Origin of the sequence: Shewanella putrefaciens (genome assembly GCF_016406325.1) — a bacterium.
GTDB classification, from domain to species: Bacteria; Pseudomonadota; Gammaproteobacteria; order Enterobacterales; family Shewanellaceae; genus Shewanella; species Shewanella putrefaciens.
In genome coordinates this window covers 1757812-1781650 of sequence record NZ_CP066370.1, presented here as the reverse complement: position 1 = coordinate 1781650, position 23839 = coordinate 1757812, and the positions used below count along the sequence as shown (strand labels likewise).

Sequence of the window (23839 nt, the reverse complement as noted above, 5' to 3'; positions counted from 1 at the left end):
TAGCGTTAACCCTAATTAAGCGCGGTTTCTAAGGCGAGTTCGATCATATTATTGAAAGATAATTGACGCTCTTGCGCCGTTGTTTCTTCACCCGTTAAACAGTGGTCCGATACCGTCAGAATAGCTAAGGATTCAATTCCCTGTTGGTGTGCCAAGCCATAAAGTCCTGCCACTTCCATATCAATACCCAACACTCCGAAACGCTCGAGCGCAGGGATCATATCTTCGTCGGGATCATAATAAAGATCGCCACTAAACACGTTGCCAACTTTCACGCTAATGCCTTTTTCATTGGCTTTGGTATAGGCTTTATGCAGTAAAGAAAAAGTCGCCGAGGTCGCCATTTGGTAGCCACTGCTGCGTTTAGCGTTAGTGGGTGAGTCCGTGCCAGCGGCTTGAGCTAAAATCACATCGCGCATTTGAACATGCTGTTGGGTCGCCCCTAAACTGCCGATACGAATAATACGTTTAACGCCGAAAAAATTAATCAACTCATGGCCATAGAGCACCATAGATGAAATGCCCATACCATGGCCCATCACCGAAATGCGTTGCCCTTGGTAATAACCTGTGTAACCCAGCATATTGCGAACATTAGTGACTTCTACGGCATCAGTAAGATAGGTTTCAGCAATATATTTAGCCCGCAGCGGATCGCCCGGCATAATTACAGTTTCAGAAAAATCAGTAGGTTGCGCATTAATATGAGCCGTCATAGGTCTATCCTCATGTGGTAATATGCAGATAGTAGTGCTCAACCGCGAAATATTTTTAGGACTAAAGTCCGGATCTTCTCTTGCTGTCCCCCTTTTTTGTTAAAAGTGGATGATTTATCGCAACGTTTACACTCAGCATCATAAAACTTAATAACAAACCATGACTTATACCAATCACATTAAATATCTAATCAGTTCAGAGCCTCACAGGCATCTCAATCCAAGGCGCATTGAAGCAGAAATGGTCATTCCCTTTTAAGTCAACGCAACACGGGAGTGGGATGCCTGTGTGGCTCCCGAAGGGCGGGTTTCAACACGCTTTATACTGCGTTTAAGGCTTTTGACAGAGCACCACTATGCCTTCAAGCCTTCGCCTTGTCTAAAGCGCGTTGAACTCCCGCTGAATGAACAGATATTTAATACGATTGGTATTAACACATTGTATTTGATACAAATAAAAAGACTTACGCCAAAAAGAGTAAGTCTTTTTAAAATATATTTTATTTCTAAAATGTAGAAAACCCGATACAGACTCTACAAAAGCAAGCACCAATCTAATTTGAATAGGTCTCGCGCACATAAACGTCAAATTTCACCACTTGGGCGTTCGGCGCCACAGCCGACACCTGCAATTGCTGTTTACCGTGCAATTTCACCGATTTCCAGCTTGTTGCCTCATCTTCAATAGTAAAGCCGCTGGCATCGTACCAAGTGAATTTATACTGCACGCGCATATCGCTAGAGGTTTTACTCACAATCAATGCAGAGCCTTGAATTAAATCACCTACACGGCGCGCATCAATATTTTCGATCGCAATTTTACGAGCAAAACTGCTACTATCAACACGAGTCTCACCTTGTGAGCTTACCGAAATACCCGCCGTATTTGAGGCACAAGCACCAAGCGTAAGCGCTGCAGCCATGATTAACCCTGTGTAGATATGTTTCATGTTGTTCTCCCTATCTAGCGATAAAGTATTGGGCAAAGATGGCCCACTTTGACTGGCAGTAATACTCATCGACAGAAGCTGAACTCATGCTTAATCATTTGGTAATGAGTCGCCCAGCGGTGAATACTATCACTTAATCTATCAAAAAATGTGCCCGAGCAGTGGCAATAAGTTGTTTACGATTAGTTTGCCAACAATCAATATTCACGTTGGCAACTCGTCGACCCTGACGGGTAATTCGGCATTCAGCAAAGCTATCCTTGTGCAGGCCAGCACGCAAATAGTCGATTGAAAAATCAACAACTTTAGGTACTTTGGCGGTTTGCATAAATACCATTAATTGCACTATTGCCGACATTTCCATAAAGCCTGCAATCACGCCGCCATGAATGGCAGGTAACACAGGATTACCGATGTTATCGGCTTTGGCGGGCAGTTTAAAAATCAGTTCATCACCAAAACGCTCAACCTTCATACCAATGAATTTGGCATAAGGAACATGTTCAAGTAAATGGCCAAAATCATTAAGCTCGGTCGCGCGTTTAACGATGCCTTGGACATCGATAGGCGCTTTTACTTGGGGGTTTTGAGTAACACTTTCTGCTAACGCAGAATGATTTTGCTCACCACTCCCACCTCGCGCAGATACTGTCTCCCCCATAAGTGCTTGTCTAAATGCATCTCCGACCATTTCAGGGCTGATCCGCATAAAAGAACCTACCGCATGGGCGATGGGATCATCGATACTGTCTTGATAAGCAATTGCGCGGGTAAAGGCAATATTAGAAGACAACTTATAGCATTCAGCGAAGCCATACACAGGTTTATTAGGCTGCGCTGGCTTCATATAATCCACCCGTAAATCGAGGGTGGGTGAAATCTCTAGTGATTGATATTTTTGATAAATAGCACTCACAACTGCACTGCCGCAAGCGGTATCCATTAAGGTCGTGATAACCCCACCATGGATAACGCCAGTATCTGGATAACCAATTAATTCAGTGCTGTAAGGCAATTCAATCAACACATGATGCTCGCTCGCCTCCAGTACAGCTAAACCGAGGCGACGACACTGGGCTAATTGTTCCACAAACCGCTGCGCCATTTGGGTCAGCGGAAAAAACTCGGGATTAACCTTCATTGGCCTTGGCTCAACATGGGACCCAGTGGTTCTCCGCCCACGAGGTGAATATGAATATGGTACACTTCCTGTCCACCATGCTTGTTGCAGTTCATAATCAGACGATAACCATCCTTTGCAATGCCAGCCTCAGCGGCTAATTTTGCAGCAACCGTCATCATCCGACCCAGTGCCGGCTCATCGGAGGCTTTCATCTCGTTCGCCGTTGGAATTAAATGATTTGGCACAATCAAAATATGGGTTGGCGCCTTAGGGGAAATATCTCTAAAAGCGGTAACCAATTCATCTTGATATAGAATATCCGCTGGAATTTCACGACGAATAATTTTACTGAAAATGGTTTCTTCGGCCATGGGGCGTCCTCCTTGGGTTAGTTGGCATAGTATACTAGCAATTTAACACTTTGTGTCTGCAGATATTTTGCTTTTCATTTGCCTGTTGCAGGCATTTTTGGCAGCATGACCACCATTAAAACACTCAGGTTTTGCAGGATAAATATGATCCATTACCAGATAATCCCCGTTGATCCGAAAGCCCATTTATTTGCGGTCACTATGACGGTATCTAAGCCCAACGCAGTGCAAATATTCAGCCTACCCGCTTGGCTGCCCGGCAGTTATATGGTGCGAGACTTCGCCAAAAATATCATTGAACTCAAGGCTCAGGATGCAAACGGCCAAGCACTTAAACTCACCCAATTAGATAAGCAAACCTGGTCGGTTGACCATAATAGCAACGAAATTATTCTGACTTATCAAGTGTATGCTTGGGATTTATCGGTGCGCACCGCACATTTGGACATGACCCACGGTTTCTTTAATGGCAGTAGCGTTTTTTTATCGGCGCACGGTTTTGAAGATCAAACTCACACTGTCGCTCTGTTGCCTCCCACAGAATTAGCGTTAGGTGACTGGCGCGTCGCGACCAGCATGAGCCGCACCAGTGGTGATGACTTTGATTTTGGTCAATTCAGTGCCGAAAATTATGATGAACTGATCGATCATCCCGTAGAGATGGGATTATTTACCCTAGGGAGTTTCGATGCCTGTGGAGTGCGGCACGATATCGTACTCAATGGCCGCCATCGCGCTTGTATGCCAAGACTTTGCCAAGACTTAAAGGCCATTTGTGAGTACCAAATTAACCTCTTTGGCACACCTGCACCCTTCAAACGTTATTTGTTTATGACCACAGTATTAGACAATGGTTTTGGCGGTTTAGAGCACAGAGCGTCTACTGCATTAATGTGTTCTCGCAAAGATTTACCCCTTTCAATCGATGCGCCCATCAATAATGACTATCGCACCTATTTATCTTTATGTAGCCACGAGTATTTTCACAGCTGGAATGTGAAACGTATTAAACCAGAGTGCTTCCGCCCTTATCGACTCGAAACAGAAACCTACACATCGCAACTGTGGGCCTATGAAGGGATAACCTCTTATTACGATGATTTTCTGACCTACAGAGCAGGACTTGTCGATAAACAAAGCTATTTAGATATGCTGAGTGAAACCTTCACCCGCGTTTACCGTAGTCCAGGGCGTTTTAAGCAAAGTATTAAAGATTCAAGCTTTAATGCGTGGACTAAGTTTTATAAACAGGATGAAAATGCACAAAACGCCATCATCAGCTATTACACTAAAGGCGCACTGTTTGCTTTGTATCTCGATTTAACCTTAAGAAGCGAGACGCAAGGCAAGCACACTCTCGATGATGTGATGACAATTCTATGGCAAGAATATGCGCTGCAAAACCGTGGTACCACAGATGATTGCCATCAAAAAATTGTTGAGCGCTTACTCGGGCGTGATTGTCACGACCTATTCGCCTATTTAGATAACACCGACGACATTCCATTGGCTCCTTTACTTGCTAAATTTGGCGTCGAACTTACCCTTCGGGCCAGCCAAGGCGCGCAAGATGTAGGCGGGGTCAAAGCCAAAGGTTATGAAATAGCCTTTGGTGCTAAAACCCAAGCCGCACCAATCGGTTTAAAAATAGTGACTGTTACCCAAGGCAGCCCTGCCCATCTTGCAGGTTTAAGCGCAGGAGATGTATTAATTGCCGCGGACAATCTTCAAGTCACAGGGCAATTTGAGGCACAGTTGCAACAGTATCCACTTGGACAAACCTTACCGTTACATTGGTTTAGACGGGATGAATTAATGATGGGGGAGTTAACCATCACACCAGCACCAAAGGATACCGTCGCACTATCGATTATTGATGACACGAAATTAGCCGCTTGGCTTGGCGTTGAAAATAAGCCATAAATTCATCGTTATAAAGCAGATAAATAAGGTCATTATTTATCTGCTTATGTTGATGTTCAGGTATTGTGCGTTGTTTTTATACTTTTGCTATATCGCTTAGCGATTAGGCAGCTTGGCAATTTCTTGATCGAATAAATTCTTAATCAATCCAGAGAATTCTGTCACAAACAAGGTTTGAGAAGGCGTTGCTTTATGATTAGCAACCGAAGCAAGGATTTCCTCTAGATCGTATACTATGGCATCCACTTCACGAATAATGGTATTTCGCTCAGTAAAAGATAACGAAGGATGTTGGCCACAAACCATAATGATTTGAGCTGACAACTGCTCTTCAAATAACTCCATCACAGTGTCATCGGAAACACATTGAGTATCAGGTAGTTCAAATATGCCAAGATGCTCAGTCAAATACTGGATCAAATGCATGTAACCATCTTTATCAGTGACCATTTTTTACCCTTAACACTCATGAACTTAAGGTCAATACAACCTAAATTAATAATATTAGTCAAAATACTAACACGTTCAAAACTCAACCTATTGCTTTTATTCATCAATGTCAGCTGCTACCACACCTTAGCTTAAGTCTCACAGCAGACATATTGATCTACGCCAATCTTATTGATGTTACTGCGTTAAGGTTAGTACAAAAGACACAGGAACGGCTTGGCTAATACTAGACAACCCTGCAATATCCCGCAATTTTTCAACACCAGCGACTAAACCAAATTCATTAGCATTGATTATTATCGGCTGAAAGCTGCTAACCATCAGTTTATTATCGGAGATTTTGGTCAACATTACCGAGAATGTTTTAGTTTGCTCTTTACCATGAAAAGCAATTTTACCCTCGATATCTGTGACGCTAGTTTCCCCCGCCGCTAAATCCTTTAGCATTTTGCTATCTACCTGCGAAGTGAGTTTAAGCTCTGGATATAAGGACACTTCAAACAATAAATTTTGCATGCGTTCATCACGGACTTCAATACCTGTTGACACACTCGTAAGCGGAATCACTAACTCAAATTGCCCATTATCTTTTAGCGTACCTTTGAGTTGCTTAAAGTGATGTATCTCACCTATATCACCTTTTTTTAATGAGATAAAACTGACTCGTGAATCTTGCTCCATGACTTGCCAGTGTGCCGCACAGCTAAAGCTCACCATGGTTAACAATGCCGAAATTCCAATCCATTTGTTCATTGCATCAGCCCTCAAAGAGTCAGTTTAAACGCTATATTCAAGCAAATTAATCGTGATTTACATCCATTTATGATCACCAAAGATACTCTTTTTCTCTATTAGCGACCAGTAAACAATGACTCAAACTCGCACTAACCATTTATCTAAACTGTTGGCAAAAGCCTGTTTATCCGCTTGTGAGAACGAATCTGGACCACCAGTGTGCACGCCAGAACCTCTCAAGTCTTCCATGAAGTCCCGCATCGTTAATTTTTGTTTTATGTTATCGATGGTGTACAACTCACCACGGGGATTGAGTGCCAAAGCGCCCTTTTCAATCACTAAGGCGGCCAAAGGAATATCCGCCGTGATCACTAAATGCGTAGGCTTAACATGATCGACAATATATTGATCCGCTACGTCAAACCCCGCCCCCACTCGAATTTGGCTGATATAAGGCGATGGTGGTACACGGATCATCTGATTTGCGACTAGCACAAGGGGTAAGGCTTTTCGCTCTGCCGCCCGAAAGAGTATTTCTTTGATAGGATTAGGGCAAGCGTCGGCATCAACCCAAATTTTATAATCACTCAATACTTGGATACTCAATCAATAATAACGACTTAAACAATGGCGACTTAATCATAATCACTCAACCTAGAGTGGCTCCACGATTCGACTATTTCGTCACATCAAATATCTGAAACAAGATTTCAGACCCGATTATGGGGCTAAACGATCGATAATCCACTGAGTATTATCGAGAGTATAAATAAAACGATCATGCAATCTGTGCTCTCCTCCCTGCCAAAATTCGATACTCTTGGGTCTGACAAGATATCCCCCCCAAAAACTAGGCAAGGGCACATCCCCCTTAGCGAACTTAGCCTTCATTTCGAAAAATTTGCCCTCAAGCACTTGTCTGGCACTGAGTTTACTCGATTGCTGCGATACCCATGCAGCAATTTGGCTGTCTTTAGGCCGAGTCATAAAGTATTTAAGTACTTCAGTAGTAGAAAGGGCCTGAGCTTCGCCAAGCACCGATACTTGGCGCTCCAAAGGATGCCAAGGGAAATGTAAACTGACTTTATTATTGGCTGCGATCTGCTGTGCCTTACGGCTGCCTAAGTTAGTGAAAAACACAAAACCTGTGTCATCAAAACGCTTAAGTAACACAATCCGTTGAAAAGGTTGACCTTGTTCATCCACAGTTGCCACACACATTGCAGTGGGATCGCTAAGCTCAGCATCCCTCGCCTGTGTCATCCACAGTGCAAACAAGTCCATCGGGTTTTGCGGTAAGTCGGCACGTCTTAAGCCGCCTTTAGCATACTCGCGGCGGATATCACTGAGATCTGTCATGGGGAATTCCTTAAGCAAACGGGCAGTCTAATCATGGCAATCACTTTTATTACAGCAAAAAGCTATCGCATCAATGGGATGAGTTTACCACGCAAAATAAAAAATCTTAGCCTTTCTCAATGGCAACAAAAGATAAAAATATCAACAAAAAATCCATGGTATTCTCCAAGAAAGACAAATACCAATAATTTACATGACTTCAGGGATCAGTACTTCAATCTGACACTGCTGATAGTGGTTAAAACGAATGTTATAACCTTGCTCGGTCGTTAATGAACAACTCCCTAAGCATAAATGTGCAGGAAATACTTGTGTCTCGATAGGATGGTTAAACCCAATCACATCCCAACTCACAGGGGAAAACACGCTTAACAAATGCTCGAGCACAGCGTAGGGATATAGTGACAAATCAAGATTAGTTTCAAAACTCACATAGGAGCAGCCATACGCTTGTCCAGCCTGGGGCGTAATATGCAACGTAATGTAATACTTCTCCCAAAGTCCATTCATTGAAAAGCCATATGGCTCAAATAAATGAGCATCAAAGGTGAATTCAGGAAATAATCTATCCAATTCAAGCCACGCACAAATCTCGGATTTGGTTTGTACCTCACCGTTAAGATAGTCGGCAAACTCGCCCCGAATATGGTACATGAGCAACTCTAAGGTATTATCGTCCGATTGGGCATGATAGCGCCCTTCTGAGCAGAAAAAATAATGGTGATGTGAGTCTAAATGTCCGATACGAAACGCCTTGCCGGAGATGAGTCGACGCAATTGAACAATATCATCGGCAAAGGTGCTGTTTTGCAGGTGGGAATGGTATTCATTTTTGCGCTGGTAGCTGACTAATGCGATATTATTGACCATTAACTTGTCAATAAAATAGCAAGCAGCATTGACTAACATGCTGTTACCACAGGTTAAAATTAAAATTCTATCATCCCAAACAAACAGGCTAGATTCACTGAGTAAATAAGCATCACAGTGTTCACTTTTCAGCGTAGAAAGGATATCCGCATTGGCGCATCGCACTAAGGATGACCAAAAAGATAAATCCAATTGGCGTAAATTAGCCGCAACTGGGGTCACGATAATCTCGAGCTTTTTTTCTGAACCTTCGAAAAACATCAACTCTTTGACCTCATGATCGTCACTCATCCTTTACTTAATCCTAGAACAACGGGATTTTACACGACTCAGACTGCAATAAAAGCGAAAATCTTTCCCTTATAAAAACAAAAATCAGCCTAAGTCACCCTAGGCTGATTTAATTTAACACATTAAAAATTAAGAAAAATCTTCTAAATAAGTGTAACCTTTAAGGCCAACTTGCAGTTCTTCTAAAATTTGTGCGCGTTCATCTTCTTCAATATGTAAATTCACTAACTCTTCGTAAGTGCGCATAAAGGCCACCGCATCTAAGTTAACGTAACGCAATACGTCAGCAACCGTATCACCCGCTAGCACAGATTCAATATTCGTGACACCATTCTCTTCAATCCGAACTACCGCGGAGTTGGTATCACCAAAAAGATTGTGCATATCACCCAAAATTTCTTGATAAGCTCCCACAAGGAAGAAACCAATCAAATATGGACTTTCAGCGCTCCATGCTGGTACTGGTAGCGTGGTTTCAATCCCTTGACCATCGACATATTGATCAACAATACCGTCAGAGTCACAGGTAATATCCAGCATCACAGCGCGGCGCTCTGGCGCTTTATCTAATCCCGAAAGCGGCAATACAGGGAACACTTGATCAATACCCCAAGCATCTGGTAATGACTGGAATAGCGAGAAGTTTACGAAGAACTTATCAGCCAACTTTTCATTGAGTTCGTCAATAATCGGTCTGTGATAACGGTTTTTAGTGCTCAACAACCCTTGAACTTCATGGCAAACGCGTAGATTGGCCTGCTCAGCCCACGCACGTTCAGCCAAACTTAACTGACCTAAAGCAAACAGTGACTGCGCTTCTTGTAAGTCACTTTGGCTATCATGATAAATCTCAATCAAAGCGCGTTGATCAGCACGGCCGCTGATCTCAGACCATGAATGCCACATGTTGTGCAATAACTGGGGGGACTCTTCCGCTGGCGGTTGAATATTTTCAGGTTGGTAAGCCTCTGTACCGATCACATCCGTGATCAATACGGCGTGATGTGCCGTTAAATAACGTCCAGACTCTGAAATAATACGTGGCATAGGCTGCGCATATTCATTACAGATATCAGTCAATACATTAACGATATTGTTGGCGTATTCGGTGAGGCCATAATTCATCGAATTATTACTTTGGCTGCGAGTACCATCGTAATCCACCGCTAAACCACCACCCACGTCGAAGCAATTAACACTTGCTCCCAACTCACGTAATTCACAGTAGAAACGACCCGCTTCGCTTACACCTTGGCGAATATCACGAATATTGGCAATTTGCGAACCTAAATGGAAATGCAGCAATTGCAACGAATCCAGCATATCGTTTTGTTTTAACTGGTCAACCACAGTTAAAATTTGCGCTGCAGATAAACCAAATTTCGACTTTTCACCGCCACTCGCCTGCCACTTGCCTTTGCCTTGGAACGCTAAACGCGCTCGTAGACCTAAACGCGGTGTCACGCCCAGACGTTTAGATTCAGCTAATACCATCTTAAGCTCAGACAGTTTCTCTAAAACGATATAGACCTTGTGGCCTAACTTTTCACCAATCAGTGCTAAGCGAATATATTCGTTATCTTTATAACCATTACAAACAATCACTGAACTGGCTTTTTGTGCCATCGCGAGCACAGCCATCAATTCAGGCTTACTGCCCGCTTCTAAACCCAGTTGCGGAACTTCTTTTGATGCCTGACTCGCGAGGATCTCTTCCACCACAGTTTGTTGTTGGTTAACTTTAATCGGGTAAACCAACAAATAGTCCGCCTGATACTCATACTTCTGTATCGCTTGGTCGAATGCTTGGCACAAACTGTTCACTCTGTGGTGCAGGATCTGCGGAAAACGAACTAGTACAGGTAAAGCGACCCCCGCTTTAACCATGTCTTTGGCTAGCTCATTTAAGCCAATCTTGTATTCAGGATTTTTAGGATCCGGCGACACTGTCACCTCACCTTGATCGCTAATCCCATAAAAACCTTGGCTCCAGTGAGTAACATTGTACCCAGCACGAGCATCATCAATAGACCAATCATTCATTTTTATTTAGCCCGTCTATTAAAAAATGGGTTAAACGGCCGCTGCATTTTGCAAGACCGCCCGTTCGACAAACCCAGGCAAAGGGATACCTTACCTGACATACACTAAAGGTGAAGTCACCTTTTACTGATGCAGCAAAGTCACGTAAATTTAAGTGACATTGCTGCTATTTTCACTAAAGCCGCAATAACATGCCGCTCTTATATTATTCTGCTCAGGGACATCTCTGATGCAAACGCATCTAACCAACCCGACAGCCTTACCCCTAGTATGACCATTTTGCGCCTTTTGGGAGAAAATGCCCAATAAGTCAAAACAAGCGAGCAGATCACGCCTTCAAAAGCTTTGGCCTACACGGCCGAAGTCGCTCTACAAAGAGTGTTTACAACGCAAATATAAATAACATTAAGGATCAATTTTACATATTAAGCGGTAAAGCATTGAGCAATGACCACCTAAAAAGAGGCAAGATTATGATAACAGGGGACTGTTGGCTTCTTCGCGGCCAGAATTGATGCGAATTAACGTGAGATGTTTAAGGCCAGTATCATCATAAGGTACGACAATGGCGCGCTGGCATTGTGACGCTTTTAGGTAAAGCGAAAAAAATGGATGCTTGTGCATTAGCTAAAAAACCCTCTTAACCCCATGTAACAACTATATATTATTTGTTACACGGTTAATGACCAGTGAACCATAAAACCTTTACTACTCACGTAATATTTGTCTTGTATGTAACGAGCTAACTCGCTAAACGGCGCAATTAAACCGCGCAATGTCACAGAATGCAAGCAAGAATCTCATTAATTATTTTGCGTTAAAATATAACATACACCTCGGTAACAAATATTATTATCATCAATATTTTTTATACTTTAAAATAAGCAACTTAAGATATGAAAACCAATTAATGCTGTTCAATATTTTTTAATAGGCTCACTAAGAAAATCAACACCATTGGCACACTCTGCGATTCAATATTAAGTTGAGTGCTTTGAGGTACAAAAAACGAAAGTCCAAAATGGAGAATGTACAAATCCCATTACACCTTTGTTTTAGCCCATACTGGCCGTTCTTTCCCCATCACCCTTCCATCCGCAATAAAACTGCAGTTTCAATACTAAAACAGTTATAATCGTCGCCGAACAATATCCATATGCACAGAGAAATCCATGGTACAGATAGGTAAAACCTGCAAACTTGAGGTTGTAAAACAAGTCAGCTTTGGCGTGTATTTAAACGCCCATGAATTAGGGCAAGTACTGCTGCCAAACAAAGTCACCCCGAAAGACTGCCAAGTCGGTGATCTGCTTGACGTGTTTCTGTATCTCGATTCTGAAGATATCGTGATTGCCACCACGCGCCGTCCATTGGCACAAGTGGGGGAATTTGCTTATTTAAAAGCCGTCGCAACGGGTCCCTATGGTGCCTTTTTAGACTGGGGCTTAGATAAAGACCTATTACTGCCCTTCGGTGAGCAACATAAGCCTATCGAAGAAGGTCGCTCTTATTTGGTTTATGTGCACGCAAATCGTGCCGATGAACGGATTGTTGCCTCCTCTAAAATTGATAAGTTTCTTGATAAAACTGAGCCAGACTACACCGCTGGACAACAGGTCGATTTATATATCGGTGGCACCACAGATTTAGGCTACAAAGCCATTATTAATCATGCTCATTGGGGAGTGATTTACGAAAACGAAGTGTTCCAAAAACTGCGTTTTGGTCAGCGAGTCAAAGGCTATATTAAACAAGTGCGCCGCGACGGCAAAATCGATCTGGTACTGCAACAGGGCAATAAACAAGAACTCGATAAGCATGCCCATATCATTTTGATTAAACTCAAACAAGCGGGAGGTTTTTTAGCCTTAACCGATAAAACCGATGCAGAAATCATTTATGATCAACTCGGTATGAGCAAAAAAGCCTTTAAAAAAGCCATTGGAGGCCTATTCAAAAATGGCCAACTGAGTATCGATAATGACGGGCTGCGTTTAACTGAAACGGCAGAATAATCAACATGATTGTTTACTAAGTTGTACAGTTTACCGCCACTAAGACAGCGTTTTACTGACAAGAACTAGGATATTAAGCATGGCTCTGTTATAAACAAAGCCATGCTTTTTTCTTTGGAGCTTATATGGAACTAACGTTACACGAAGCCAGAGTCATCGGATGCCTGCTGGAAAAAGAAATCACCACTCCCGAGCAATATCCACTCTCGCTAAACGCATTGACCTTAGCCTGTAATCAAAAAACCAGCCGTGAACCCGTGTTGGACTTAAGCGAAGCTCAAGTGCAAGATGCCCTTGACTCCCTAACTAAAAAGCGTCTCATCAGCGAGCAATCGGGATTTGGCAGTCGCGTAGTCAAATATAAGCATCGATTCTGCAACACCGAATTTAGCGAATTACAATTGTCACCCGCCGCGGTTGCCATCGTCTGTTTATTGTTGCTACGTGGTCCACAAACACCGGGGGAATTACGCACCAGAAGCAATAGACTCCACGAATTTAAAGATGTGATCGAAGTTGAAGATTGCATTAAGCAACTAATCAGCCGCACTAAACCAATCTTAAAGCAACTACCAAGGGAACCTGGGCGACGCGAAAGTCGCTATGTGGAATTGTTTTCTGAGACGTCAGCTAATGTGGTAACAACCAGTGATCACACAGATAAACCCCATATTGCTCCTGTCGCAGCATTAGTCGAACATGGAGCATTGGTTGCAAGAGTCACTGAGCTAGAACAGCATGTAGCCACACTTACACAAAAATTCGATGAGCTCATTGCATCGTTAACCTAGGCTAACAGCATAAGCCTCACTATATGGTACCAGCATGGGTCATACCAACTCATGCAATGATAGAGACTGTTAATGACAAATCATCCGCCAAGCACATTTAAAAATATGCTGATTATCGCTACCTTTGAATTGCGTAAATTCCTCTTTAATACCCGAGGGATCATCGTAATAATTGCCTTCGCACTCGTCTGGGGTGTTCTATTGCTCTACCCCATTCAAGGCGCTTCAGCGATGTTACTGCAGCCCAATATCAAAGACTTAGTTGATAGTCTTTTTGGCGTAAATACCCTTAATGTCTTGTTCGAATGGCCAGTGGCTGAAATGGCGGTATTTTGGTGTTTTGCTCTCTATTTATTTCCTATGTTTAGCATTCTTATCGCTGCCGATCAGTTTTCGTCGGATAAAACCCGTGGCACCTTACGATTTTTAAGTATACGCACCAGCCGTGATAGTCTGCTCTTGGGACGTTTCCTCGGTCAAATCCTGATCCAAGGCTTACTTATCCTGCTGACCATCATTGCGACTATCGCACTTGCGCTCAGCCGAGATAGTCATTTGATATTAGAAGCCTTAAGCTCTGGAGCCTTAGTGGGGCTCAATCTCATTATCGTGATTTTACCTTTCACCGCCGTGATGACCTTATTGTCTTTATATGCCAGAACAGCCCGTCAAGCTATGGTGTTGGCAACCATTTTATGGACTCTGGTATCACTGACCATTCTATTATTAAGTAATCAGTCCAGTGTTTTTGCCGAGCTCCAATGGTTGCTACCTGGCGCACAACTCTCAGATATGCTCAATACTAATGGTTTCAATAGTCTGGCTTTTACACCCATTCCATTATTACAAACTATGGCAGCCCTATTGCTTTGCCGCATTTACATGCAACGGAGTTCGCTATGAGTCTGATCCAATGCCAAGGCTTATCTAAATCCTACGGAAGCAAACAAGCCTTAAATGATGTCAGCTTTAACCCTGAAGCGGGCGCCCCCATTGCCCTTGTTGGCCCTAATGGTGCAGGTAAAACCACGCTATTTAGTTTACTATGCGGCTATTTATCCCCAAGCGCTGGCACAATAACCTTACTGGGTGAAGCCCCCAATAGTCCCAAACTCTTAGGTAAAATAGCAGCATTACCTCAGGATGCTGCACTCGATCCCAACCTCACTATTGCAAGTCAATTGGCTTTTTTCGCCCGTTTACAGGGGATGAATGCTCATGTTGCAGCGAAAGAAGCATTACGAGTACTGACCTTAGTAGATTTGGCTGAAGTGGCTCAGCAAAAGCCTCCTAGCCTAAGCCATGGCATGAGTAAACGTGTCGCCATTGCCCAAGCCTTGATTGGCTCACCGCAACTAGTGCTACTGGATGAACCGACGGCAGGACTCGATCCCGCTAATGCTAAAAAAGTGCGAGAACTGGTAAAAGCACTGTCAACTACGACAACCTTTATGATCAGTTCCCATAATCTTGATGAATTAGAAAAACTTTGCGATCAAGTGTTGTATCTCGACAAAGGTGAATTAAGTCAATCTGTCTCAATGCGCGCCTCCACCGATAGTGACTATCTCACATTAACGATGCAAAACTGTGACAGTGAAAAATTACTGCAGGAAATAGCGAAACTCAGTGGTGTGATCAATATCAGTTCTAAGCAAACTAATGTGTTTATTATTCAGCTAAACAATAAAGATAAGCATAAAGAGGAAAATTTCCCAACTCATTATGATGTTGAAATCGCATTACTTTCACTTTTGGACTCCCATCAATGGCAATATAAAATGCTTCTAAGAGGTCGAACCCTAGAAGAAACGCTGTTCTCCTAAATTCACATAAATGCTGATTTAGCACTTGTCGATATAGCGTCAGATGCTAAAGATGCTAATTGCAAAAAAGCCCCGACTAATGTCGAGGCTTTTTTACTATTCACTAAGAATAATGGTACCCGAGGCCAGACTGAGCTTATATTGAAAGTGGCACGCCTAGCGTGTCAGTCAAATCTAGCCAATGAAAAATTCATTAATCGCCAGAATGCAAAAAAGCCCCGACTAATGTCGAGGCTTTTTTACTATTCACTAAGAATAATGGTACCCGAGGCCAGACTGAGCTTATATTGAAAGTGGCACGCCTAGCGTGTCAGTCAAATCTAGCCAATGAAAAATTCATTAATCGCCAGAATGCAAAAAAGCACCGACTAATGTCGAGGCTTTTTTACTATTCACTAAGAATAATGGTACCCGAGGCCAGACTGCGCTTGTATTGAAAGTGGCACGCCTAGCGTGTCAGTCAAATCTAGCCAATGAAAAATTCATTAATCGCCAGAATGCAAAAAAGCCCCGACTAATGTCGAGGCTTATTTACTATTCACTAAGAATAATGGTACCCGAGGCCAGACTTGAACTGGCACGCTGTTACCAGCGAGGGATTTTAAATCCCTTGTGTCTACCGATTCCACCACTCGGGCAAACTCTGTATATCGCAAGCTTTGCTTTTGATATTGTTAACTCTTTGCTTCGCTCTTTCACAAGGTAACGAAGTTTAACGCTTCAGCTCAATTTGAGCTGTCACCATTATAATAATGGTACCCGAGGCCAGACTTGAACTGGCACGCTGTTACCAGCGAGGGATTTTAAATCCCTTGTGTCTACCGATTCCACCACTCGGGCAAACTCTTCATATTAACAACGGGAATCGTGTCATTAATATTTTATATCTATGGAGGCGCGACCCGGAGTCGAACCGAGATCGACGGATTTGCAATCCGCAGCATAGCCATTCTGCCATCGCGCCATTATTCTAACTAAAGACCAACTCAGCTTAAGCAAAATTAGACTTTTAGAATTTGGAGCGACATATCGGGTTCGAACCGATGACCTATACCTTGGCAAGGTATCGCTCTACCAACTGAGCTAATGTCGCTTTTGCTTTTAACCCACTAAAATAAGCATTTTATGCTTTAATTTTTGAGTTAAAACTGCCTTTAATTCTTTTCGTAGGGTTAAGACTTTGTTTTCACGCCATCCTTTGTCTACGGGGAGGCATTCTACCTTTTTGACACTCAGTGTCAACCGCTGTTTTAACGATAACTTACTGCTTGCACACTAAATAATCTGTTTGATTTTTTATTGCACTACTCGGCAGTGAGATCTTTCCAAGCGGCTAAAATGTAACTCATCATTGACCAGAAAGTTAATACAGCCGCAATATACAGCAGCACAAATGCAGCATCGGTCATCAATGGATTGTATTGCCAAATCAATCCTATTATCGCCACCATCTGAGCGGCAGTTTTATATTTGCCAATCCAAGACACCGCAACTGTGCCACGTTTACCAATTTCAGCCATCCATTCTCTTAAGGCTGAAATCACAATTTCACGGCCAATCATAAAGAGTGCAGGTAAAGTGAGCCAAACATTGGCATATTGATCCACTAATAAAACAAGTGCGGTGATGACCATAAGCTTGTCAGCAACAGGATCGAGAAAAGCACCAAAGCGAGTCAATTGCTTTAATTTACGTGCCGCATAACCATCTAATGCATCCGTTAACGCCGCCAACCAGAAGATGAAGGCTGCGACGAAAGGCGTCCAGCTATAGGGTAAGTAAAACAACACGACAAAGATAGGCAGTAAAAAAAGCCTGAAAAGGGTTAATGCTATAGGTAAGTTAAACGGCATGATCAAACCAGTTAGTCAAAAGCAGCGCCAATCTTGCCTTAATTTTATCACCCTCGCAATGCATCATGAATGGTTTGTGCCATTTCTATACTGATCCCAGGCACTTTAACTAATTCGGCTACACTCGCCCCCTTCACCTCCTGTAACCCACCAAGATGCTGTAAGAGTGCTTTACGACGTTTAGGACCAATACCAGGAATAGATTCCAACGTCGAGGTATTGCGCGTTTTCTGACGACGATTGCGATGTCCTGTAATCGCAAATCGATGGGATTCATCACGAATATGCTGAATCAGATGTAATGCTGGTGAATCACCTTCAAGGGAAAAACTCGTTTCTGTATCCCCTAAAATTAATGTTTCTAGCCCCGGCTTACGCCCCTCCCCTTTAGCCACTCCAATCAATTGCGGCGCTTTATCGAGATGGACAAATTTTTCATCTACAATTTTCTGAGCAATGCGTAATTGCCCTAAGCCACCATCGATAAACAGAATATCAGGGATTTTACCGCCTGCTTCAATCTTATCAAAACGGCGAGTGATAGCTTGTTTCATCGCAGCATAATCATCACCAGGCGTAATACCTTCGATATTATAGCGACGATATTCTCCTTTATGTGGCCCTTCACGGTTAAATACCACACAGGAGGCAACGGTACTTTCTCCCATAGTATGACTGATATCAAAACATTCCATACGGTGTATAGGTGTACTCAATTCTAAAATTTCTTCTAATAATACAAAACGCTGCTCGACCGTGTTCTTATGGGATAAACGCGTGATGACAGCATTGGTGGCATTGGTCACAGCCAAGCGTAAAAAACTGGCCCTATCGGCACGCACATTGGTCTTTATCGAAAACTTTTTATTCAGTGCAATGGATACCGCGGCTTCCAGCTCGTGCAACTCTTCAAAGTTGTGGCTGATGACCACTTCCTTTGGAATAGTGCGCTGTATATCGGCATTTAAGTAAAACTGCAGAATAAAGGATCGCAGCACTTCATCCATATCCGTCTGGGCCGGTACAGAAGGATAATAACTGCGACTACCAAAGATTTTACCCTCGCGGATAAATAACAAATGGAAACAGGCGATACCCGACGCATAGTGCACACCAATCACATCCATATCGCCTTTATTGTTCGATACTTCCTGCTGCTCAGCGACCTTACGCAGCGCCATAATTTGATCACGAAAGCGTGCCGCCTGTTCATATTCCTGCTGCTGCGCCGCCTGCTCCATCTTAGCTACTAACGTACTGATCACTTGCTGATCTTTGCCTTTTAAAAATAAGCTAGCAAGTTTCACTTGTTCGTCGTAGTCGGCATTGCTGACTTTTCCCACGCAAGGCGCACTACAGCGGGAAAGCTGATACTGCAAACAGGGCCGTGAACGGGATTTGTAATAAAGGTCGTCACATTGACGAATAGGAAAGAGTTTCTGCATTAAATGCAGGCTTTCACGTACCGCGCCGCCATTCGGGTAAGGGCCAAAATAATGGCCTTTTTCACGCAGTGGGCCACGATGATAGGCAAGCCTTGGGTGTTCGTGTTGGCTTAATAAAATGTAAGGATAAGATTTATCATCACGCAACAACACATTGTATTTAGGCATGTATTGCTTGATGTAATCATTTTCAAGCAACAAGGCATCGGTTTCACTGTGGGTCAGTGTCACATCAATATGGTGAATATGCGAGACTAAGGCTTGAGTCTTAACATTGTCTAAATTTTTACGAAAATACGACGAAAGCCGTTTTTTAAGATCCTTGGCTTTTCCCACATAGATGACGTCACCCTTGACGTCATACATGCGATAAACCCCGGCAGAAGATGAAACCGTGCGTAAAAAACTTTGGGCGTTAAAAACACTCGACATTATTCACACCCATAACTTTCAATAGGCAGACAAGATATCAACATCAAAAACGAACATACCCTTGGATTAAAAATGACCCGCATCCAGCATTTTGTAACGAATGGCTAGACGTGTCAGTTCGACATCACCACTGATCCCAAGCTTAGCGAATAGACGGTAGCGATAGCTGTTAACCGTTTTAGGACTGAGGTTGAGCTGCTCAGAAATATCATTCACCTTCTCACCATTAGTGATCATTAACATGATCTGCAATTCACGCTCAGACAAGGCTTTAAATGGATTTTCATCAGCGGGGTTAAATTGACTCAGCGCCATTTGCTGGGCAATTTCGGGGGATAAATAACGCTGCCCACGGGAAACCTGACGTATCGCTTGTAATACTTCAGGTGGTGTAGCCCCTTTTGTGAGATACCCCGAAGCTCCCGCCTGCATCACTTTACTTGGGAACGGATCTTCCGTGTGAACAGTTAACACAATAATTTTTGCATGGGGTTGATAACGTAAAATTTTACGAGTGGCTTCCAGCCCCCCCATCCCAGGCATATTCATATCCATTAAGATGACATCAGCTTCATTTTGGCGAGACCATTGTACCGCGGTTTCACCATCAGGGGCTTCACCTATCACTTTAATCCCACGTTCATCCTCCAAGATGCGGCGGATCCCAGTTCTTACAAGCTCATGATCGTCAACTAAATATATCGATATCAACTTAATCCACCTTTTCGATTTTACTGCCCTATCCATCCACTAAAGAAAACCATAAAGTAAACGAATAACGAGTTTATATGGCTAATTTAGCCCAACAACCCCGTTTCGCAAAGCACAAAATGAATATTGTTAACTAGATGATATTTAAAGAAACGTCACAGAATGATATACCAATAAAATACCTTTAAAAACGAAGCAATAATACCCAGCGTACACGTCAAGCTATAGTTTCAATGAATAAATGGTCCATCTTATCAAGCGACTAAATTCTAGGCTCAGAGTTTCAACAAACAAAAAAGACCATCATTGCTAATGGCCTTTTTTGTAGAATATGGCGGAGGAGCAGCGCTTCGAATCAGGAACCAAGGGGGCAAGCTGTATAAATGCAAAACGCCGCTAATTGCTTAGCGGCGTTTTGTCTTAATATGGCGGAGGAGCAGGGATTTGAACCCTGGGTGGGCTATAAACCCACGCCGGTTTTCAAGACCGGTGCATTAAACCACTCTACCACCCCTCCGAACGAGCGAGATAATAGCGATCTCTTATGTCGCTGTAAACTTAAATTTATTGCTAAATGAGTTGATTGACGATTTCATGTCCAACCCACTAAAAATGAACCAAATAATCGGCATACTTAAAACAACCATACGCCTCTTTTTGTCAGTTACATTTTGTTGTGAAGAAGCTGCATCCCAAATCAGGAAACCAAGAGTTCAAGCCGTACAAATGCAAAACGCCGCGAATTGCTTAGCGGCGTTTTGACTTAATATGGCCGAGGAGCTGCGTTTCAAATAAGGAACCTGGGTTCAAATGATATAAACAAAAAAGGCTATCATTGCTGATAGCCTTTTCCGTGAAATATGGCGGAGGAGCAGGGATTTGAACCCTGGGTGGGCTATAAACCCACGCCGGTTTTCAAGACCGGTGCATTAAACCACTCTGCCACCCCTCCGAACGCCGCAAATAATATAAGTATCCCAACACATTGTAAACCTCAATTTTTTATTATTGTGTCAAATGCTCATCTTATGTTCAGCTAGATCGTTTTTCCAACGAATGCCCAGTAGATTTTAATCAATAAAAAGATAAACACGCGCAAAAATACCTATACAGTGAGAGATTTGTTGTCTTGGTATGGTAAAATCGGCGTAACTTTTCACGGTAAATGCTTATATGAATTCACTCTTGATATCGACTTCTTCACTCGCACCTGAATTTAGCCTACCCTCCCTATCTCAGTCGGCTGCCAATTTAAGCGCCTTACTCTTAGGGCAAGAGCGTGCTGTAGATGCGTTTAAACTGCACAATGCCATAGCAGAACAACAACTCTATCTTGCCGATTTTCCCGGTATTGATCGCCATTTAATGATACGTGCGCTGATGGATACCTTGACTCCTATGTCCACGGCTTATCTTGTTGCAACTCGACCTGTAGATGAAGCGATACAATTTCAATGGCAACACGAGCAACCATTAGACAACCAAGGTTGCATTACAGAAAAGAATGTCCTTTATCGTTATTTAAGCGGCAATATTCGACGAGTCGATTTACTCGGAAGAATGGTGCAATCGGGTAATAGCAGTAAATACCAAGCAGGTGCGCTCGCACAATGTCATTATCTGTTTATTTGCGCAGAATCATTGTGGAAACGTGAGAACTTGTGGGATTTAGTCATGCAAATCCTCACACAAAAAGAGTATCAAATTAGCAGTACCTTAAGCCCAATACCATTAAATTGTAAAATAGTGCTAGTGGGCGCAGGGATGATTTATAGTCAAGTGCGCTCTGAGGATTGGCAATTTCAGCGTCATTTTACCCTCTTAGCAGAACTCGCCAGTGAAATAGACCTAATGCGCTATAAAGAATCACAATACGCAGCATGGTTACAAGCTGTAGCGCAAAGTGTCGATGTAACATTAGAACAGTCAAGTCTGGCGCCACTATTTCGTTACAGCGCACGCTTAACAGAACATCAACGTCGCTTAAGTCTATCTATGCTCGATTTTGCGCAGTTGATGGCACAAGCTAAAGCCTACCGTGGCAAACCTAGCATCAATGCTAGCGACATTGAATATGCCCTGTCACAAGCTAATTATCGTCATAACAGCTCCGAAGAATTTTCAGGTCAGAGTTTTGATGACAATTTCATAAATCTGCCAACAACAGGGGCTATGGTAGGACAGATAAACGGCCTAACCGTGATTGATGCGATTGATTATAGTTATGGTGAACCAGCACGCATCACCGCATCGGTACACTATGGAGATGGTGAGGTTGCAGATATTGAAAGAAAATCTGAACTTGGTGGGAATATTCATGCCAAAGGGATGATGATCCTATCGGCCTGCTTATACCGCATCTTCGGTAGAGATGCACCATTACACCTCAATGCCAATATTGTATTTGAGCAATCATACCAAGAAATCGATGGTGATAGTGCGTCGCTAGCGGAATATTGCTGCCTTATGTCGGCGATTGCAGAGCAGCCCATTATTCAATCTTTAGCCATCACTGGAGCACTCGATCAATTCGGTAATGTACAAGCCATTGGTGGTATTAACGAAAAAATTGAAGGCTTTTTTAATTTATGTGAACGCCGAGGCTTAACGGGTGAGCAAGGCGTGATTATGCCTAGATCGAATATTTTACAACTTAACCTCGATCCAAAAGTGATAACAGCTGTAGGCAAAGGCTTATTCCATATCTATGCTATTGAGCATATGGATGAAGCTGTTGAACTACTGATGCAAATGCCCGCGGGTGTTGCCGACGAAGATAATGATTTCCCACATGATTCTTTGTATGGTTTAGTGCAAGAAAGACTGGATAAGCTTGCGGGTAATGGAGAAGAGGAAATTGGCATAATGACGAGGTTACTCGCAAAATTGGGATTATTTCGTCGTTAATTAGCTGATCGGAGTTGTTTAGCTTACACGTGTTCGCTAATCTTGGCGGTTCTTATTGCTGGAGTAGTAAAATAATGAATAAAGCAAACAGTTTCAATAAAGAAGAACTCATCGCCTGTGGCCATGGGAAATTATTTGGTCCAAACTCCCCTCGCCTTCCTGTTGATAATATGCTGATGATCGATAGAATCGTCACTATCAATGATAATGGTGGCGAGTTTGGAAAAGGTGAAATTGTCGCTGAACTCGATATTAATCCAGAATTATGGTTTTTTGACTGTCATTTTATTAGCGATCCCGTTATGCCTGGTTGTTTAGGCCTTGATGCCATGTGGCAATTAGTAGGGTTCTATTTAGGCTGGGAAGGTGCTGAAGGTAAAGGTCGTGCACTGGGCGTTGGTGAAGTGAAGTTTACTGGTCAAGTGCTACCCGGTGCGAAAAAGGTTACCTATAAACTGAATATCAAACGCACAATCCACCGAAAACTCGTCATGGGAATTGCCGATGCAATTCTTGAAGTTGATGGTCGTCAAATCTACAGCGCAACCGATCTCAAAGTCGGTGTATTTAGTGATACATCAACCTTCTAATTATCTTTTGCTACATTTTTTATAGATACAAAAATGCCCTCACCTGAGGGCAATGTGCTGCATTACTTCGTTTGTTCTGGGCTATTTAATTAACGAGCTAAACTCAGTTATTTATTAAATAGCCCATTAACTCGGCCATCCACACCTTCACGCCAACCGCCTAACCACTGCGATCGCGAATCAAGATTTGCATAAGGACAGAGCTCCTTAGAGCGCCCACCAACACCAGCTTGGAATCCTTTTGAAAAAGCTCTGTCTAAACGATCTCGTTTTTGTCTTTTCATGCAAGCGTCCTCTGTTCTACGTGAAATAGAAGCAAAAGCTTCACCCATAGAAATAGTGCTTTTTGTCCCCAAGATCAATCAAAAAATCGCTCATTATATCGACTTTTTTTTAAACTATTGAGATCCTAGTTAAAAAAAATCGAGGCATTTAGCC

The 23839-nt window shown here is 42.8% G+C and carries 23 protein-coding genes and 6 tRNA genes; 8 read left to right on the top strand and 21 right to left on the bottom strand.

The features are described from left to right. Positions 1-11: 11 nt before the first annotated feature. Complete coding sequence (gene deoD / locus JEZ96_RS08000; protein WP_011789657.1) at positions 12-716, bottom strand: purine-nucleoside phosphorylase; 705 nt, start codon at positions 714-716, stop codon at positions 12-14. Positions 717-1005: 289 nt separating this feature from the next. Here deoD and JEZ96_RS19500 point away from each other — a divergent pair, with 289 nt between their 5' ends. After that, the gene (locus tag JEZ96_RS19500; RefSeq protein ID WP_011789658.1) at positions 1006-1233 is read left to right on the top strand and encodes a hypothetical protein; all 228 of its coding nucleotides are present in this window, start codon (positions 1006-1008) and stop codon (positions 1231-1233) included. A 37-nt stretch (positions 1234-1270) separates the two neighbouring features. Here JEZ96_RS19500 and JEZ96_RS07995 read toward each other — a convergent pair whose 3' ends face one another. The 3 genes from JEZ96_RS07995 to hinT form a co-directional block, all read right to left on the bottom strand. After that, positions 1271-1666, bottom strand: coding sequence for a YcfL family protein (locus tag JEZ96_RS07995; protein ID WP_011789659.1), 396 nt, complete (start codon positions 1664-1666; stop codon positions 1271-1273). Between the two features lie 133 nt (positions 1667-1799). After that, positions 1800-2807, bottom strand: a complete 1008-nt coding sequence (locus tag JEZ96_RS19665; RefSeq protein WP_082785937.1) for a PaaI family thioesterase — start codon at positions 2805-2807, stop codon at positions 1800-1802. Beyond that, positions 2804-3160, bottom strand: a complete 357-nt coding sequence (gene hinT, locus JEZ96_RS07985; RefSeq protein ID WP_011789661.1) for a purine nucleoside phosphoramidase — start codon at positions 3158-3160, stop codon at positions 2804-2806. Before hinT ends, JEZ96_RS19665 begins: the two co-directional genes overlap by 4 nt. Positions 3161-3304: 144 nt before the next feature. Here hinT and JEZ96_RS07980 point away from each other — a divergent pair, with 144 nt between their 5' ends. Further along, positions 3305-5083, top strand: coding sequence for a M61 family metallopeptidase (locus tag JEZ96_RS07980; protein WP_011789662.1), 1779 nt, complete (start codon positions 3305-3307; stop codon positions 5081-5083). A gap of 96 nt (positions 5084-5179) precedes the next feature. Here the strand turns inward: JEZ96_RS07980 and JEZ96_RS07975 are convergent, their stop codons facing one another. From JEZ96_RS07975 to JEZ96_RS07945, 7 genes are all read right to left on the bottom strand, one after another. Further along, positions 5180-5533: a DUF3802 family protein gene (locus tag JEZ96_RS07975; RefSeq protein ID WP_011789663.1), complete on the bottom strand. Its 354-nt coding sequence runs from the start codon at positions 5531-5533 to the stop codon at positions 5180-5182. 177 nt (positions 5534-5710) lie between these two features. Next, the gene (locus JEZ96_RS07970) at positions 5711-6286 is read right to left on the bottom strand and encodes a YceI family protein (RefSeq protein ID WP_011919128.1); all 576 of its coding nucleotides are present in this window, start codon (positions 6284-6286) and stop codon (positions 5711-5713) included. A 120-nt stretch (positions 6287-6406) separates the two neighbouring features. Then, on the bottom strand, positions 6407-6859 hold the full coding sequence (locus JEZ96_RS07965) for a YaiI/YqxD family protein (RefSeq protein ID WP_014610373.1): 453 nt from the start codon (positions 6857-6859) through the stop codon (positions 6407-6409). Between the two features lie 129 nt (positions 6860-6988). After that, positions 6989-7627, bottom strand: coding sequence for a pyridoxamine 5'-phosphate oxidase (gene pdxH, locus JEZ96_RS07960; RefSeq protein ID WP_011919127.1), 639 nt, complete (start codon positions 7625-7627; stop codon positions 6989-6991). 189 nt (positions 7628-7816) lie between these two features. Further along, positions 7817-8758, bottom strand: a complete 942-nt coding sequence (locus JEZ96_RS07955) for an adenosylmethionine decarboxylase (RefSeq protein WP_025008070.1) — start codon at positions 8756-8758, stop codon at positions 7817-7819. A 159-nt stretch (positions 8759-8917) separates the two neighbouring features. After that, positions 8918-10831 carry a biosynthetic arginine decarboxylase gene (gene speA, locus JEZ96_RS07950; RefSeq protein WP_011789668.1) on the bottom strand — a complete coding sequence of 638 codons (1914 nt, stop codon included), beginning with the start codon at positions 10829-10831 and terminating at the stop codon, positions 8918-8920. 471 nt (positions 10832-11302) lie between these two features. Further along, entirely contained in the window at positions 11303-11455 is a 153-nt protein-coding gene (locus JEZ96_RS07945; protein ID WP_011919125.1) for a hypothetical protein, read from the bottom strand. Positions 11456-12003: 548 nt separating this feature from the next. Between JEZ96_RS07945 and JEZ96_RS07940 the strand changes: the two genes are divergently transcribed. The 4 genes from JEZ96_RS07940 (at position 12004) to JEZ96_RS07925 (ending at position 15463) form a co-directional block, all read left to right on the top strand. Further along, entirely contained in the window at positions 12004-12846 is an 843-nt protein-coding gene (locus JEZ96_RS07940; protein ID WP_011789669.1) for a CvfB family protein, read from the top strand. Between the two features lie 125 nt (positions 12847-12971). Next, a complete protein-coding gene (locus JEZ96_RS07935) occupies positions 12972-13637 on the top strand; it encodes a YceH family protein (RefSeq protein WP_025008069.1) in 666 nt (221 codons plus the stop codon). A gap of 72 nt (positions 13638-13709) precedes the next feature. Beyond that, a complete protein-coding gene (locus tag JEZ96_RS07930; protein ID WP_025008068.1) occupies positions 13710-14540 on the top strand; it encodes an ABC transporter permease subunit in 831 nt (276 codons plus the stop codon). Further along, on the top strand, positions 14537-15463 hold the full coding sequence (locus JEZ96_RS07925) for an ABC transporter ATP-binding protein (protein ID WP_198779875.1): 927 nt from the start codon (positions 14537-14539) through the stop codon (positions 15461-15463). The genes JEZ96_RS07930 and JEZ96_RS07925 overlap by 4 nt, the downstream gene beginning before the upstream one ends. Before the next feature lie 551 nt (positions 15464-16014). On the opposite strand, the gene JEZ96_RS07920 is transcribed toward JEZ96_RS07925, so the two are convergent. From JEZ96_RS07920 to JEZ96_RS07880, 9 genes are all read right to left on the bottom strand, one after another. Continuing rightward, positions 16015-16101: transfer RNA gene (locus tag JEZ96_RS07920), tRNA-Leu, on the bottom strand. A 115-nt stretch (positions 16102-16216) separates the two neighbouring features. Then, positions 16217-16303 (bottom strand) — tRNA-Leu (locus JEZ96_RS07915). 50 nt (positions 16304-16353) lie between these two features. After that, positions 16354-16427: transfer RNA gene (locus JEZ96_RS07910), tRNA-Cys, on the bottom strand. Between the two features lie 53 nt (positions 16428-16480). Beyond that, positions 16481-16556: transfer RNA gene (locus tag JEZ96_RS07905), tRNA-Gly, on the bottom strand. A gap of 211 nt (positions 16557-16767) precedes the next feature. Next, the gene (gene pgsA, locus JEZ96_RS07900) at positions 16768-17316 is read right to left on the bottom strand and encodes a CDP-diacylglycerol--glycerol-3-phosphate 3-phosphatidyltransferase (protein WP_014610366.1); all 549 of its coding nucleotides are present in this window, start codon (positions 17314-17316) and stop codon (positions 16768-16770) included. Between the two features lie 47 nt (positions 17317-17363). After that, positions 17364-19193, bottom strand: coding sequence for an excinuclease ABC subunit UvrC (gene uvrC / locus JEZ96_RS07895; protein WP_061782903.1), 1830 nt, complete (start codon positions 19191-19193; stop codon positions 17364-17366). Positions 19194-19259: 66 nt separating this feature from the next. Beyond that, positions 19260-19904 (bottom strand): UvrY/SirA/GacA family response regulator transcription factor, encoded by a 645-nt coding sequence (uvrY, locus tag JEZ96_RS07890; RefSeq protein ID WP_014610364.1) that lies wholly within the window; start codon positions 19902-19904, stop codon positions 19260-19262. A 426-nt stretch (positions 19905-20330) separates the two neighbouring features. Further along, a tRNA-Ser gene (locus tag JEZ96_RS07885) sits at positions 20331-20421 on the bottom strand. A gap of 344 nt (positions 20422-20765) precedes the next feature. Then, positions 20766-20856 (bottom strand) — tRNA-Ser (locus JEZ96_RS07880). A 221-nt stretch (positions 20857-21077) separates the two neighbouring features. Between JEZ96_RS07880 and JEZ96_RS07875 the strand changes: the two genes are divergently transcribed. Together JEZ96_RS07875 and fabA are read left to right on the top strand one after the other, a co-directional pair. Beyond that, positions 21078-22811 (top strand): AAA family ATPase, encoded by a 1734-nt coding sequence (locus JEZ96_RS07875; protein WP_014610363.1) that lies wholly within the window; start codon positions 21078-21080, stop codon positions 22809-22811. 74 nt (positions 22812-22885) lie between these two features. Further along, entirely contained in the window at positions 22886-23401 is a 516-nt protein-coding gene (gene fabA, locus JEZ96_RS07870; protein ID WP_011789677.1) for a bifunctional 3-hydroxydecanoyl-ACP dehydratase/trans-2-decenoyl-ACP isomerase, read from the top strand. Positions 23402-23508: 107 nt separating this feature from the next. Here fabA and rmf read toward each other — a convergent pair whose 3' ends face one another. Then, positions 23509-23685 (bottom strand): ribosome modulation factor, encoded by a 177-nt coding sequence (rmf, locus tag JEZ96_RS07865; RefSeq protein ID WP_006082074.1) that lies wholly within the window; start codon positions 23683-23685, stop codon positions 23509-23511. Positions 23686-23839 lie beyond the last annotated feature (154 nt).

Coding starts and splice junctions, on each gene's coding strand:
- deoD (WP_011789657.1), bottom strand. CDS start 716: ATGACGGCTCATATTAATGCGCAACCTACTGATTTTTCTGAAACTGTA.
- JEZ96_RS07995 (WP_011789659.1), bottom strand. CDS start 1,666: ATGAAACATATCTACACAGGGTTAATCATGGCTGCAGCGCTTACGCTT.
- JEZ96_RS19665 (WP_082785937.1), bottom strand. CDS start 2,807: ATGAAGGTTAATCCCGAGTTTTTTCCGCTGACCCAAATGGCGCAGCGG.
- hinT (WP_011789661.1), bottom strand. CDS start 3,160: ATGGCCGAAGAAACCATTTTCAGTAAAATTATTCGTCGTGAAATTCCA.
- JEZ96_RS07980 (WP_011789662.1), top strand. CDS start 3,305: ATGATCCATTACCAGATAATCCCCGTTGATCCGAAAGCCCATTTATTT.
- JEZ96_RS07975 (WP_011789663.1), bottom strand. CDS start 5,533: ATGGTCACTGATAAAGATGGTTACATGCATTTGATCCAGTATTTGACT.
- JEZ96_RS07970 (WP_011919128.1), bottom strand. CDS start 6,286: ATGAACAAATGGATTGGAATTTCGGCATTGTTAACCATGGTGAGCTTT.
- pdxH (WP_011919127.1), bottom strand. CDS start 7,627: ATGACAGATCTCAGTGATATCCGCCGCGAGTATGCTAAAGGCGGCTTA.
- JEZ96_RS07955 (WP_025008070.1), bottom strand. CDS start 8,758: ATGTTTTTCGAAGGTTCAGAAAAAAAGCTCGAGATTATCGTGACCCCA.
- speA (WP_011789668.1), bottom strand. CDS start 10,831: ATGAATGATTGGTCTATTGATGATGCTCGTGCTGGGTACAATGTTACT.
- JEZ96_RS07945 (WP_011919125.1), bottom strand. CDS start 11,455: ATGCACAAGCATCCATTTTTTTCGCTTTACCTAAAAGCGTCACAATGC.
- JEZ96_RS07940 (WP_011789669.1), top strand. CDS start 12,004: ATGGTACAGATAGGTAAAACCTGCAAACTTGAGGTTGTAAAACAAGTC.
- JEZ96_RS07935 (WP_025008069.1), top strand. CDS start 12,972: ATGGAACTAACGTTACACGAAGCCAGAGTCATCGGATGCCTGCTGGAA.
- JEZ96_RS07930 (WP_025008068.1), top strand. CDS start 13,710: ATGACAAATCATCCGCCAAGCACATTTAAAAATATGCTGATTATCGCT.
- JEZ96_RS07925 (WP_198779875.1), top strand. CDS start 14,537: ATGAGTCTGATCCAATGCCAAGGCTTATCTAAATCCTACGGAAGCAAA.
- pgsA (WP_014610366.1), bottom strand. CDS start 17,316: ATGCCGTTTAACTTACCTATAGCATTAACCCTTTTCAGGCTTTTTTTA.
- uvrC (WP_061782903.1), bottom strand. CDS start 19,193: ATGTCGAGTGTTTTTAACGCCCAAAGTTTTTTACGCACGGTTTCATCT.
- JEZ96_RS07875 (WP_014610363.1), top strand. CDS start 21,078: ATGAATTCACTCTTGATATCGACTTCTTCACTCGCACCTGAATTTAGC.
- fabA (WP_011789677.1), top strand. CDS start 22,886: ATGAATAAAGCAAACAGTTTCAATAAAGAAGAACTCATCGCCTGTGGC.
- rmf (WP_006082074.1), bottom strand. CDS start 23,685: ATGAAAAGACAAAAACGAGATCGTTTAGACAGAGCTTTTTCAAAAGGA.